Genomic DNA, 13,010 nt, shown 5'->3' with positions numbered 1-13,010 from the left:
CAGCTGTTATATCGTTATAAGGAGTGTATTTTTTATTTGGAATTGTTTTTTTCTTGTAAATTCAAATTCGAAAACAAACGATACTGATTACGAAAAGGATAAATAAAGTATAAACTACGATCATGTTATCACTCGCTCATCACATAAACCCAGATGCTGAAAATATGATAGTGTGAAGTAGAAACATATAAATAAGAAGCTTCTTAAAATTATACGTGGTATATTAGTCAGTCATTTTGTTTACCTTCCTTTATAAAGTAATTCAAAAATCCTTGTTTGTTTTACGATACATTTTTTTCACTCCACCATGATGAAACATTTTCTCAATCTTTGTCCATATGTAATAGCAACCTATTCCACCAACTGCTCCCAACGTATTAAGAATGATGTCATCCATGTCCGTACTTCTTCCAAAGCCTATGTTAAAAAGTAAACCTAAAACATGCTGGATGAATTGAATGGTTTCAATAAAAAGTGAAATGAAAAATGAATATATAATTGCGCTTTTCATCTTTTTCGCCCACTTAAAATACATCATGCAAAAAGCAAATGGTGTGAGCATAATAAGGTTACCAACTATTTGAAAAATAGCATTTGGACTGTTCTGGATTACTTCAATGATGCCTCTTAACGGTATAACATTCACTGAATTAAAAAGAAAAGATAGATTCTCAGGATTGAATTCAACTCGATCAAAATAAAATTGGTTGAAGATTGTTTGTTGGTAAAGAACGATAAAATAAATAACGAAACTGGCGGCAATAAGCCAATTCATTACATTATGTAATGTTGTTACTTTCAATATAAGACCTAAACAAATAGATACTGTAAATAGATTTACTACTATTTTCATTACGTAAATCCAGTGTGAATCGATCCCTTCATAATAAGTGAATAAACTAGGAGCATAAAAAATGATTGGGATAAATAGTAGAATATATTTTTTCATTGATTTCTCCTGCAAAAATTGGTATGAGTAGTTGTATGATTGCTTCAAAAAAATCCTCCATCAGAGTGAATAATTTGTCCTGTTACCCACTGTGAATCTTCACTAGCTAAGAAGATGATGAGCTTTACAACATCTTTCGGTTCACCGATTCTTCCCATTGGAAACCTCGGCAACAACGCTTTTTTCAATTCATCATTTATCCACCCTGTGTCGGTCGGACCTGGATCGACTGCATTAACAGTAATTTGTAAAGGTGCCAATTCAATTGCGATAGATTTTGTAAAGGTAGAGATTGCGCCCTTTGTGGCCACGTACGCTAAATTACCCGGTTCAGGTGACTTGTCCTGTCCTGATACCATCTGAATAACACGTCCACTATGCTTGCCTTCAATACGTTTTGCAAATTCTACCGTTAAGAGACTTGTTGCCCGAACATTCACATAATAATGTGCATCTAGATTTTCTGCCGTCAACGAACGAAAATCTAAATCAACTGAATGTGTCGCGTTGTTTACTAGAATGGAAGGTAAACCAAGAGTTTCGCTCACCTTATTCAAAAGTTCTCGTGGTGCTTCAGGTTGTGAAAGGTCTATGGCCATTGATTCACAACGAACACCAAAGGCTTTGATCTCCTCCTTTAACTGCTGATACCATTTTAGGTCTTCTGTTTCAAAATAATCCATTTTTTCGTCATAGCTAGACCAATAAGTAAAAAAGATATCGGCCCCTTCTTTAGCGAGTTCACGACAAATCGTTGTTCCAATTCCTTTTGAACGGCTTGCACCTGTTACGATCGCTATTTTATTTTCGCATTTTTTCATACGTATGCTCCTACTATGTAAGATTTATGTCATATCAATCTTTCTTGATTTCACCATCTATATTATACTATATTTACCATTATTAGAAAGAGATTCTAATAGAATGAAGAGATTAGAGAGTTGCCAAAGATCATTGATGAACCTTTTTATGTTCGGTTCACAAGTTTCCACTATTGCGATGCCACTGAGTACATAAATGACCATTGCTACCCTCCCAGCTTTTTTGGCTTTTGAAAAACTGATACTTTCATTAATCAATTAACCCCTTTACATCACAACTCTTACATGGGAGATTTATTTGTAGTAACTGGTTTATCAATAGAGGATTCTACACTTTTTCGACGTTCTCTTAGGGATTGGGATCTTTACTCCTGTTCTATTATGTTTTTTCACCTTAGAAGAAAGATGAAAGAAAATGGTGTGTAGTATCGAATCGACAGTAAACTAAAACGACTAATTAAGCATAATGAAGTGGGAGGTAGTGTTCTTTTGAATAAATATAAAGCTATTTTATTTGATTTAGATGATACTCTACTAGATCGAGATAGAGCAGTAGATCATTTGTTTTTCATTATTCTAGATAAATATTATAAGGATCTTAGTGATGCTTCAAAGGTTCATATGTTGAATGTATTTAAACAGTACGATAAAAACAGCTATGGTATCAGTGATAAATCAAAAGTATTTTCATCATTTTTTCATGATTTTCCACCGAATATAGCAATGCCCGCCACCGACATGCAAGAGTTTTGGAATCACTATTTTCCTCGTTGTTTCTCGATTGATGAGGAGACACTTACGCTCTTACAGTTAATAAAGAAGAAAGTTAAGATTGGGATCATTACAAACGGTACTGTACGTAGACAAAAAGCGAAGATCATCAACACTGGTTTAGACGCAATCTTTAAACAAATCATTATTTCTGAAGAAGTCGACTGTTGGAAGCCTGACTCACACATTTTTCATTTAGCATTAAACACTCTTAAGGTGGAAGCTGAGGAAATTTTATTCGTTGGTGATGATTTAACGAAGGATATTTTAGGCTGTCAAAATGTAAAGATGAAAGGTATTTGGTTTAATCCGCACAAAAAAATAAATGATACGCATATCAAACCATTTGGAGAGATACAAACTTTAGGTTCATTATTGAGGTACTTAGATTGATCGATGAAGGGACACGGCTATTAAATGAAAGGCACTAAGTTAAAAATTGGGTGCCCCTTCTTTTCTACTAACTCATGGGTTGTCTTTTTATTAATTCGTTTTTCTGAAGGATTGATGCTAATCAACTAGAAAGTAAGTAGAAACAGGGGTATTATTCTAAGAAGAATAGGTGCCACTAATCCTTATTCATCGCTGTTTTTTCATATATTTTAATCAACAAAGTTTACGAAAATAGCTTTTATTAATGATATAGAATATTGTATCTCTGGATCCATTTCATAACAAAATATTTCAATATAGGTATCTATAACGTCCTGTTCAATTCTGTTAAAGAGTGTATGGCTTCGGCTTCAAAACGTCTCACCTCTTCATGAATATGTGAAATGAAGGTGTGTAAATTCTCAATAGAGGAAGGTAAGTCAAGGTTACTAATTAAATATGATTGCTTCAAGGCCTTCATATCCAATTGAAAAAACCTTTCCTAACAAACACTTTTCGTCTCTATAAAACTAGTTCTTTACCTCACAGATAACTGGAGACCAAACATCTTTTTTAGTTATCATCACTTCACTTTCACCTTCAAATTGTTCAAAACATTCCTCAATAATAGCTTGGTTAGCATGATAATTCTTGTACATTTGGTTATACACTAATCCGCCTATCGTTAAAATGACGATACATCCGATAAATGCGAAAATTGTCGGTCTTATGTTTTTATTCAATTAAAATCACTCCAAATATAATTTTATGGAAGAGTTTGCTCTAAAGCTAGTTTAAAGAAGTTAACCATTTTAGGCTAAGTGTTAAATTAATACCATTATACATCTGTTTTATGGCCGCTATCTTGATCCTAATTATAAGTGAAAAATCACAAAAATAATGACATCAGTAGCAAATCTGCATATGTATCATTCTCTAATTTTATTTGATTTGCTTGTTTTCCTTCTACTTTAAATCCAAGTCGCTCATATAAATAAATTCCTGACTCATTATTAGAAAAGACCTCTAAACAAATTTTTTCTAACCCTTCCTGAGCTGTCGCCCATTCTATTAAATATGACAATAGCCTCGTTCCAATTCCCATATTGCGAAATTCCTGTTTAATCCCCATCCCAAACGATCCTGTGTGATTTAGTCTTCTATATTGAGGTCTTGAAAAAGAGAGAAATCCAATAACTTGGTTTTTCTTTTCCGCAACTATTACTAGTCCCCCATCCTTTTGCCTTTGTATAATCTTTTTTTCATAATCTCCTGATTCTTCTTGTTTTTCTTTAGGGGTTCTAAGATAGTATTCTGTTGAGTAAACTATTTCTTTTTTAAGTAACACAATTTCTTCAGCATCATTTACGTTTGCTAGTCGAATATTCACCATAATGAACCTTCCTTTACAATCTACTTTCATTCCACATATATTTATTTAAATTCTGAACGTGTTCTTCATGATGTAAAGCAAGATGGAATAGCTTAATAGAATTTTTAATTTAACCTTTAAGAATTGTTAGAAAGCTCTATATCCTTTAATAACCTTTGTATTGATTGCTGCCAAAATTTCTGCTCTGAGAGATCTATTTTAAAATGTTTTTTGATTAACTTCTCTAGTGGAAGCATTCCTGTTTCAGCTAGAAATTGTTGAAACTTTTTGTGAAAATGTTCATCATCTTTAGCTAATTCTATAAGTCCTATACTCAATAAAAAACCAAAAGTATATGGATAATTGTAGAAAGGAGTATCTGCTTGATAGAATTGGTCATATTTAATCCATACAAAAGGTTCATATTCACTTAAACTATTGCCATAAGCCTTTTCCTGACATAGTATTGATAATTCTTCCACCATATTTACATCTAACTGTCCGTTTTTCCTATATTCATAAAACTTTTCTTCAAATAAGTAAGCTCCTCTAATTGACATCAAATAGTTTAAACTACGTTCAATCTTGCTTCCTAATATGGCTTTTTTTGTTACAAGATCCTTTGATTCTTGAATAACATAATCAATAAATATCGTTTCAAAAAAGATAGAAGAGGTTTCTGCCATAGTCATTTCAAAAAATTCTTCAGAAAATCGTAGGGATGGAATACGCCCTATTTGTTGAAAATGCCATGCGTGACCTAATTCATGCGCAAGTCTTCTAGCACTATCTATACTTTCATCATAGTTTAAAGAAATTCTAGACTCTCCTTCATAAGGAAATGGAGCACAAAAACCATTTATTGGTTTTGTATTTCGCTGTTCTGCATCTACCCATCCTCTAATGATGATCTCATGTACAAAAGTGGAAATATTAGTATCAAAGTTAGTTAATGATTTGGTTATGAAATCAATGGCTTGTGAAAAGTTTATCCGAAAAGATACTTCCTCAGAAGAAGACATTACTTCATGCCAAGAAAGTCTTGCTTTCCCTACTTCTTTTGCTTTAATTTTTAAATAGTTAGATAGATTGTCTATATTTGAATCTATTACGTCCCACATAGTTTTCAGTGTTGAGTGAGTAAGACCATTCATTTTTAAAGATTCATCAAAGAAATCTTCATTTTTTATTTTGTACTCATTAAGCCTTAGTCCAACTATTTGATTATAAATAGAAGCAAACAGATTAGCTTGTGACTCAAGAGTGTGGTTTAATTCTTTAAATACAGAATTCCTTATATTACGGTCTGTATGGGACATCGCTAAATGATTTGCTTCAGAAAAAGTTAGTTCATTTTCTACATGATCAAAAATTTCTTTCACTTTAAACTGATTAAGAAGTTGAGTATACATGTCCTCGAGAGAACTTAAAGTTTCTTTTGCAAAAGATGAAATGATTTTCACTTCAGCTCTTTGCACTTCTCCGTTTTTACCTAACTCTGAAATAAAACGTTTTTGATCAATGCTCTTAGACCAATTTAGAAATTGCTTTTTACTCATGTGACTTAGCGATTCTTGTAAATTAGAATTAATGTGACGAACTTTAGATTTTAACATAGAGATCGTCCCTTTTAATACAGTTAAAACGGAAGTATTTATATTTTCTACTGTTAGGCAGTAATAATAAGATTCTAGAGATTCAACCTGTTTGATTATCTCTGAGAGGGTTACGAAATCTTGTTCATTTAAGTTAGTATCGATCAGCTTTGTTTCTATCTTACTCATATGTCTTTTTAATTCATTCAAGTCAAAACCATATTGAAGTATATCCAAGTCCCAACGTGTTGGAGTATTCATAGTTTCCAAACCCCTTTCCCCCCTTCCGAAAATCAATTTCTGTAATAAAGAATTATTATAAAAATACCATCAAAAAGAGTTCAAAAATGAAAGAACAAACGATAATCCAACTTACTTGTAAACAGATAAAAGATTGGAAAACATTACATTTTTTTAGCTCAGATATCCTTTTTGCCACTTCGAAGTTGATGGGAAGTAAATATAGAGTAAACAAAAAGCCCCCTGAAAGTGAGATACAAAGGTGGATAATCGCAAATTAGAGGTGTATGCTGCAACTGTAGTCCCTATTATGAAAAAAGGAACACCAGCCCATATAAAAAATGTTATTACTAATAAAAATAATGCAACCATGATTAATATTCGATTTTTTTTAATCACTTGCGAATAGGCATAGAAATATAAGTTCATTATTTTCCCCTTAAAACCATAATGAAACGACTTCCATTATTTCAAAAATTGCAGATCAACAAGTAAGAACTGCACATTTAATCTATCTGTAGTCATTACATAGTATCTATCTTTTGATCATTGTTTTTTCGCATTACTAGCCAAGTCAAAGGCAAAGTTATCACAAACTAAAACGTTTTCAATTCTATCATACTAGGAATATCCCAATTTCTTGTATTAAACTTAGAAATAGAGATATTACTGTACTAATTATCTGTAAGAATGATGCGTTGGCGTGAATAAATCTTCTTCTGAATATCTTACTATAGAAAAGTTTTCAACATTGTAATGGCCATGAAGTGTCTCATTATGGTGCTTTATTATTTGTTCAGCACTTAAAAATTCGCTGTCGGTTGTAGAATGTCCATCTCCAACTAAAGTAACATCCATTCCGTTAATCGTTGCGGTACGGACTGCACTGTCTATACAATGCTGTGTTGCACATCCCATTACAACAACATGTTCAATCTCATGAGTTTTTAAATGATTTAGAAGTCCTGTTCCATGGAACGAATTTGTGGCAACTTTATCAAAGAAAATAGCTTTTTTAGGTACATTCATTTTTTCATGAACTTGAAAACCTTTGCCAACGCCTTCTGAAACGTCCAAGTCCCTTACAAAGACAACAGGAACATCATGATGTATTGCTTTATCAATCACTGAATTGATATTCGTAAGTAGTTGGTCCTTTTTGTATACAGCTCGTTCTTTTTGATTCCCTTCAATCAAGTCCTGCTGGGCATCAATAATTAACAACATTTGTTTCAACTAAATTTCCCCTCTCCTATTTAGGGAAACGCTTTTTAATGTGACGTATTCCCTTTAATGTTTGTAACGTCACTATCTAATTTAATATTCATACTCTCTACCTCCAGCTTTGGAATTGTCTTCTAATTCAGTAGTGGAATTTTAGACAGTTAAATTTTAACATATAAAGATGGAATAGAATATCTGTTTATTTTGTAATAAACATTTGAAGGTTCACAAAGATTCTAGTAAGCATTCATAATTATTAATAAAACTTTAAAACTGAAAAAAACTCACCCTTTACCTTGGATGAGCCTCAAAACCTTACATTTCAACTTTTACTTTTTTCCCTCTTCCTGACCAAAACACGACAGGAATGAGTACTAGCGATAACACTCCACCCACTAGTGATAATGTGGAATAGCTGGAGCCTGCCACGACCATCCCTGATAACGCTCCACCAGAAGCACCAGATAAGGCAATAAATACATCGACCGAGCCTTGTGTTTTCGCACGGGTTGTTGCATCGCTGGAATCCACAATTAAGGCAGTTCCACTAATTAAACCAATGTTCCAGCCTAATCCTAATAAGGATAAAGCGATAATAAGAAGAATCATCGAATCACCAGGTGCTAGTGCTGCTGTAATGCCTGCTAACAGGAGTGTGACAGCTGATGCGATTGCCATAGCTGTTCGACCTATCTTATCAACAAGTATACCAGTCACTAAGGAAGGTAAATACATCGCACCAATATGAAATCCAATAACAAGCCCAATCTCACCAAGTCCATGTCCATGATGTCTCATGTGAACAGGTGTCATGGTCATAATCGCCACCATCACAATCTGAGTCAGAACCATAATGGTAGTTCCCACCATGATTCCACTGTTGTTTTTAGTCTGAATCATAGTTATTTGTTTACTAAGATTTTTTCGAGTCATTTCAAGTGATCTGGCTATAAGTAATGGATCAGGTCTAAGTAATAGAAACAGCACCGAGCCTGCTAAAATGTACGCAATTGCAGATAAAATAAAAGGTCCGGCTAGTGCAGGTACTCCAATATTTGTTGCAAGTTTTCCCATAACATTCACTAAGTTCGGTCCGGCGACTGCACCAAAGGTTGTAAACACCATTGTTAAACTAATTGCGGTTGCACGTTGTTTTGAATTTGCTAAATCCGTTCCAGCATATCGCGCTTGTAAATTTGTTGCCGTACCTGCCCCGTATATGAGAAGCGATAGAAATAAAAGAAACACATTATTGAAAATGGCGGCAAACACGACACCAAGTGCACCTAATCCGCCTACTGTAAAGCCTGCCGTGAGTCCCCATCTTCTCCCGTGTCGCTGCGAAAGTTTTCCAACAAGATAGGCTGCGATCGCAGATCCTAAAGTAAATAAAGCAGCCGGCAATCCAGAATATGCGTCTGTTCCAAGCATTTGTTGAGCAAGCAGTGCCCCAACCGTTATTCCCGCTGCAAGACCCGCTCCCCCAAACATTTGCGAAAGACTAACAACAATTAAGGTGCGTTTGTATAAACTTTTTTGTTGTTCTTTGTTATATATGGGTTGTTGTACTTCCATAGCATTACTGGACATCATTTTTGCCCTCTTTAAATTTGTTCATGGTTATCTCCCAGACTTCCTTTTCTCTTATACTAAATTAACTATCTACTTGATGATTCTTACGCTAAAATATTATGAAACTAGATAAATATACAAACAAAGGAGCAGGAACTCCCCATGGAACTTTCAATCTTTTTACTCAACTAATTTGGTTTAGATGTGTCTCGTCATAAGGTTAAAAAATGGACACAGTCCATTTTTTAACTCTTCCAATTATAACCATTTATGCTGTTGTTATTATAACACAACTACTAATAACCACTTCTCACTTTCTTCAACTATTTCCTGCGTATATTGGAGTCAAAAATTACAATGCAAAAACCTTCAAAATCTCATTTGATTATTAAACACAACTATGAAGATGCGTTTTACATATTTATCTTATATAGAGTTTGTAATCCTTCTATCGTAATAAAGTATATTAGTTTTAGACTTTAGAATTGGACACTTGTAATCTCTAAATAGTAGCTTCAATTCTTAGTAGTACTCAAATACCTTTTAAAACACTCATTTCACTTTCTATTATATTTTATTTTTAAGTATCAGATTTTGAAATTTTTTTGATTCTTCCTTCGTAAAGAGCTTTTTTCTATGTTAACTTTAAAAATACTTGCACAAGTTATTAATCTGCTTTCTAGCCTCCATAAAAAAGTTGGGAAATTACAGAGTGAATTTTACTTTACATGTAATTGAAGTTCCAAAAGTAGAATCTTACACTTCATATGAAATCACTGCTGAGGAGGTTTTGATGGAGCTATCAAATACACAGAATGATATATTGGAACTAAAAGAAAAGAAATTATCCAAAAAGCCAGTTTGAACCCTATGGTTGAATAGGATGGTAGCTCAATCTCTATGATATGTGCAATTGAAACAGCTAAGCAGCTACGGGACCGAGCTAACCTTCTCAAAACGCTTGCAACTACAAAGAAACGAGAAAATAATGTTTATCATCATTCAGGTGCAATAATGGAACAGATTGCTTTATTTGACACTGTTGATTTTAAAAACAGTCAGACAAGTTAACTCGTCATGTTGAACTATTATCTAGTCGGATCGATAAAGTAAATAATACCGTTGAAATTGAAGTTTCACTAGCTTTTAAGTATTAGAGGCATAAAAAGCTTTGTGAGTAACAAAGTAATTAATTTTTATTTCGAATAGTCTAGCGAACGGAATTGACTTACGCCTCACAATTTAACGCATAACATTAACGAACGGTTTAAAGGGTTAACTCCAATAACTGCTACATTCCGAATCTCATTTTCATGACACTGTAAACCATCTTAGTCTTCTTAAGTAGTTTAAAGAGGAAGTACCATTATTAAAAATTAGTGCTTTTTATTAAGTTATTTATCATTTTGAAATTTCTGGTTTATGTTTAAATCTTACATTTTCAGGAATTTCGTTAATAATATGTTGAGGGATTCCAAAATTTATCTTTAATATGAATTACTTTTCCTAATCTTTCAAGCTGATAGCATTTAGTTAGTTTTTTTCACCTTCATATGCATAAAAAATTATTTAAAAGTATCTGCCACTAAATTACTAAACTCTCTTAAGTAAAAAAGATAGTTCTCTCCACCATAGTTGAATCTCTTATTATACATTTTTGCAACAACGATTTTATACGTAGGAATGACGAGTAGTGTAGGCCCAGTAACACCTATTATTTGATAAGAGCCTTTAGGTACCCTATCACCAAGCTCTGAATAGATGGAAGTGGCTCCTTGAACATACCAAAAAAGCCCATGCTTTGGTATTTGGCTATTGGTTAGCTTTGGACTTTGAATGGTAGTTGCCATATCAATGACATCCTTAGGGACAATTCGCTTGCCGTGATAAAGACCGCGATTTAGATGTAGATTTCCCCATTGAGCAAGATCACGAGCTGAAACATGAAGATTTGCTTCTGTACCACAGCTTGAGTTTCCTATATGGAATGTTCCTTCCTTACTAGGATCTGTTATGACTTTCACTAACCTTTCATTCTCATGACTGTACCAGCCAGTCTCATTTAAACCTAAAGGCGAAAATACCTTTTCTTTTAAAAATTCTGGAAAAGGTTTCTTGTAAAGATAATGGACTAATCTTGTAATAAGTAGCACATTGATCCCTCGATACGCCCATTTTTCTCCCGGTTCAAATTCTCTAAACATTTCACCATTTTCCTTCGTATTCAACCCATGAGAATGAGTAACTAAATGGCGAATCGTTGTTTTTCCAAGAAGCTTTTTATCAAGATCGTCGAAATAAGGATAAACATACTCATCTAGACTCTTGATTTTACCTTCATAAAGAGCATATGCAAGCACCAGTCCAAGATAGCTTTTTCTAACAGAAGCTACATTAAACTGGGAAGCACTTGTTATAGGCAATGAGTCAGCCGTATTCGAATGATATCCATTGTAATATTCATATACCACTTTATTATCTTTTAAGATATATATTGCAGAAGCACTACTATTATTTTTTTCTTTAATCATATCTACATATAATTGTAGGTTCATATTAAATACTCCTTACTTTTCATACCAAGGCATGGTTGGTCTTGTATCAGGATAACCGTGCTTCATTCTATATTCCTTCCGTTCCTGTGTAAAATCATACCAAACCTTTTCACTATCTGGATTGTTTACATGGTGAATGATACATATTATTTGATCCTCAACACAGGAATCTGTCCAGCAACCTAAGGTTTGTTCAAGTTGTTGAAACACGTCAGGCCATTTTTTCATTCGTAGTTGATCTACACGATAAAAGCCTAATAGATGGACCATTTTGTAGGCTAATTCGTACCCAATCGATGGGATTGCCTGAAAGGATGCCAGACCCTTTAAGGTTTTCGCTTCTTCTATTGTTAGTGAAAATATTTCTTGAATTTCCTCTATATGTAGCCTATGAATATCACAGATTTTCATTTTCTTCTTGCGTAGTAGACTTTTTTGCTCCTGTGACAAAGGTAATTTTGGAGTTTTATTTTTCATGTTTTATACCTGTTTTCTCAGCTTAAATACTAGAAAATCTGGACAACGCAAATCCTCTTCAAAGGATGGATGTTTTTCTAGCATCTTGTTTGCTGGTTTCGGTTCAACTAGTTTCTCTACTAGAAAACCTGTTTTATGTATAGTCTCCATATAGGTGGTTAAGGTTCGATGAAAAAATAGCATTTTTTCCTTATCTCCCATTGGCTGTTCATAAACACCTTCATAAAAATAGTTATCAACTTTCCAATAACGCTTTTCCCCGCTATCTGTTTTCTCCCACCCACTACCAGGCGTAACAAAGCAAGGGTGCAAAATTGAAAAAATAAAGGAGCCATTGTCTACTAATAAACGATTGATTTCTTGAAAAGCACTTTCGAAATCTTCTAGATCTTGGATCACCATATTTGAAACAACCAAGTCAAACTGATTGTCTTCCAATTCATGTAAATTCTCACAATTTCCAAGCTGATAATGTATAAACAATTCTGCGGGTGTTCTTTCTGCAGCAATTTCTAACATCCTAGATGAGGCATCCACTGCTGTGACTCTAGCACCTTGCTTTGAGAGTAATCGACTAAAATAGCCTTCGCCACAGCCAGCATCTAAAATACGTTTATTTGTCACTTCACCGATAAGGGAAAATAAAGTAGGATTTAGAAACACTTCTTTATGAAGATCACCTTGTTCAGTATGCTTTTTAGCATACGTATCTGCAAATGCATTCCATCTTTTAATAGCAATTTCACTTCCTAAAGCATGATTCATGTAGTATCTTCCTCCTTAGGTCTAAATAAGTGCGTTTTTTTTAAATAAATACGTTTAAAATCTCACATTTCTTCTTTTTTGATGCTGTTAGGGGATGATTTCTGATGAAACTCAGTCAAGTCCTAACGATTGTGTAAAAACTCTAAACAATGTTTTTCAACCTTTCGTCTTCTAAATCTTTTATTAACCTCCCATTTTTTTCGAGCAATGCTTCCATGGGTTAATCACTTCATATCCAGGAATAGCTGTCAAAGGCTCCTCACTTTGACAGCTATTCCTGGATATGAGATCCTCCCA

General features: G+C 33.8%; 12 protein-coding genes. 2 read left to right on the top strand and 10 right to left on the bottom strand.

Features of this window, described 5'->3' with window-relative positions; genetic code table 11:
* Window positions 1–262 precede the first annotated feature (262 nt).
* Together A9C19_RS09615 and A9C19_RS09610 are read right to left on the bottom strand one after the other, a co-directional pair.
* Window positions 263–949 carry a VanZ family protein gene (locus tag A9C19_RS09615; RefSeq protein ID WP_072579747.1) on the bottom strand — a complete coding sequence of 229 codons (687 nt, stop codon included), beginning with the start codon at window positions 947–949 and terminating at the stop codon, window positions 263–265.
* Window positions 950–993: 44 nt separating this feature from the next.
* Window positions 994–1,770: an SDR family oxidoreductase gene (locus tag A9C19_RS09610; protein WP_072579746.1), complete on the bottom strand. Its 777-nt coding sequence runs from the start codon at window positions 1,768–1,770 to the stop codon at window positions 994–996.
* Between the two features lie 489 nt (window positions 1,771–2,259).
* Between A9C19_RS09610 and A9C19_RS09600 the strand changes: the two genes are divergently transcribed.
* Entirely contained in the window at window positions 2,260–2,934 is a 675-nt protein-coding gene (locus tag A9C19_RS09600; RefSeq protein WP_072579744.1) for an HAD family hydrolase, read from the top strand.
* A gap of 509 nt (window positions 2,935–3,443) precedes the next feature.
* Here A9C19_RS09600 and A9C19_RS09595 read toward each other — a convergent pair.
* The 5 genes from A9C19_RS09595 to A9C19_RS09575 all read right to left on the bottom strand — a co-directional run bounded on the left by A9C19_RS09595 (window position 3,444) and on the right by A9C19_RS09575 (window position 8,937).
* Complete coding sequence (locus A9C19_RS09595) at window positions 3,444–3,656, bottom strand: hypothetical protein (protein ID WP_072579743.1); 213 nt, start codon at window positions 3,654–3,656, stop codon at window positions 3,444–3,446.
* A 146-nt stretch (window positions 3,657–3,802) separates the two neighbouring features.
* The gene (locus A9C19_RS09590; RefSeq protein ID WP_072579742.1) at window positions 3,803–4,306 is read right to left on the bottom strand and encodes a GNAT family N-acetyltransferase; all 504 of its coding nucleotides are present in this window, start codon (window positions 4,304–4,306) and stop codon (window positions 3,803–3,805) included.
* 116 nt (window positions 4,307–4,422) lie between these two features.
* Entirely contained in the window at window positions 4,423–6,141 is a 1,719-nt protein-coding gene (locus A9C19_RS09585) for a gluzincin family metallopeptidase (RefSeq protein ID WP_072581823.1), read from the bottom strand.
* Window positions 6,142–6,798: 657 nt separating this feature from the next.
* On the bottom strand, window positions 6,799–7,356 hold the full coding sequence (locus A9C19_RS09580) for an isochorismatase family protein (RefSeq protein WP_072579741.1): 558 nt from the start codon (window positions 7,354–7,356) through the stop codon (window positions 6,799–6,801).
* 303 nt (window positions 7,357–7,659) lie between these two features.
* Window positions 7,660–8,937, bottom strand: a complete 1,278-nt coding sequence (locus tag A9C19_RS09575; RefSeq protein ID WP_072579740.1) for an MFS transporter — start codon at window positions 8,935–8,937, stop codon at window positions 7,660–7,662.
* 879 nt (window positions 8,938–9,816) lie between these two features.
* Between A9C19_RS09575 and A9C19_RS21760 the strand changes: the two genes are divergently transcribed.
* Window positions 9,817–9,987: a hypothetical protein gene (locus A9C19_RS21760; RefSeq protein ID WP_158515079.1), complete on the top strand. Its 171-nt coding sequence runs from the start codon at window positions 9,817–9,819 to the stop codon at window positions 9,985–9,987.
* Window positions 9,988–10,481: 494 nt separating this feature from the next.
* On the opposite strand, the gene A9C19_RS09570 is transcribed toward A9C19_RS21760, so the two are convergent.
* Genes A9C19_RS09570 through A9C19_RS09560 form a run of 3 tightly spaced genes read right to left on the bottom strand, consistent with a single transcriptional unit; the run spans window position 10,482 to window position 12,713 of the window.
* Window positions 10,482–11,471, bottom strand: a complete 990-nt coding sequence (locus A9C19_RS09570; protein WP_072579739.1) for a serine hydrolase domain-containing protein — start codon at window positions 11,469–11,471, stop codon at window positions 10,482–10,484.
* 12 nt (window positions 11,472–11,483) lie between these two features.
* A complete protein-coding gene (locus A9C19_RS09565; RefSeq protein WP_072579738.1) occupies window positions 11,484–11,948 on the bottom strand; it encodes a helix-hairpin-helix domain-containing protein in 465 nt (154 codons plus the stop codon).
* 3 nt (window positions 11,949–11,951) lie between these two features.
* Window positions 11,952–12,713: a class I SAM-dependent methyltransferase gene (locus A9C19_RS09560; RefSeq protein ID WP_072579737.1), complete on the bottom strand. Its 762-nt coding sequence runs from the start codon at window positions 12,711–12,713 to the stop codon at window positions 11,952–11,954.
* Between the last annotated feature and the right edge of the window lie 297 nt (window positions 12,714–13,010).

This window comes from Bacillus weihaiensis (genome assembly GCF_001889165.1).
In the GTDB taxonomy this organism is placed as follows: domain Bacteria; phylum Bacillota; class Bacilli; order Bacillales; family Bacillaceae; genus Metabacillus; species Metabacillus weihaiensis.
Note: the sequence above shows the minus strand (reverse complement) of the source record. Positions and strands in the feature narration are given on the sequence as shown.

Excerpts from the sequence above, each read along its gene's own strand:
- A9C19_RS09570 (WP_072579739.1), bottom strand. The coding sequence starts at position 11,471 with ATGAACCTACAATTATATGTAGATATGATTAAAGAAAAAAATAATAGT.
- A9C19_RS09585 (WP_072581823.1), bottom strand. The coding sequence starts at position 6,141 with ATGAATACTCCAACACGTTGGGACTTGGATATACTTCAATATGGTTTT.
- A9C19_RS09560 (WP_072579737.1), bottom strand. The coding sequence starts at position 12,713 with ATGAATCATGCTTTAGGAAGTGAAATTGCTATTAAAAGATGGAATGCA.
- A9C19_RS21760 (WP_158515079.1), top strand. The coding sequence starts at position 9,817 with ATGATATGTGCAATTGAAACAGCTAAGCAGCTACGGGACCGAGCTAAC.
- A9C19_RS09575 (WP_072579740.1), bottom strand. The coding sequence starts at position 8,937 with ATGATGTCCAGTAATGCTATGGAAGTACAACAACCCATATATAACAAA.
- A9C19_RS09590 (WP_072579742.1), bottom strand. The coding sequence starts at position 4,306 with ATGGTGAATATTCGACTAGCAAACGTAAATGATGCTGAAGAAATTGTG.
- A9C19_RS09565 (WP_072579738.1), bottom strand. The coding sequence starts at position 11,948 with ATGAAAAATAAAACTCCAAAATTACCTTTGTCACAGGAGCAAAAAAGT.
- A9C19_RS09610 (WP_072579746.1), bottom strand. The coding sequence starts at position 1,770 with ATGAAAAAATGCGAAAATAAAATAGCGATCGTAACAGGTGCAAGCCGT.
- A9C19_RS09615 (WP_072579747.1), bottom strand. The coding sequence starts at position 949 with ATGAAAAAATATATTCTACTATTTATCCCAATCATTTTTTATGCTCCT.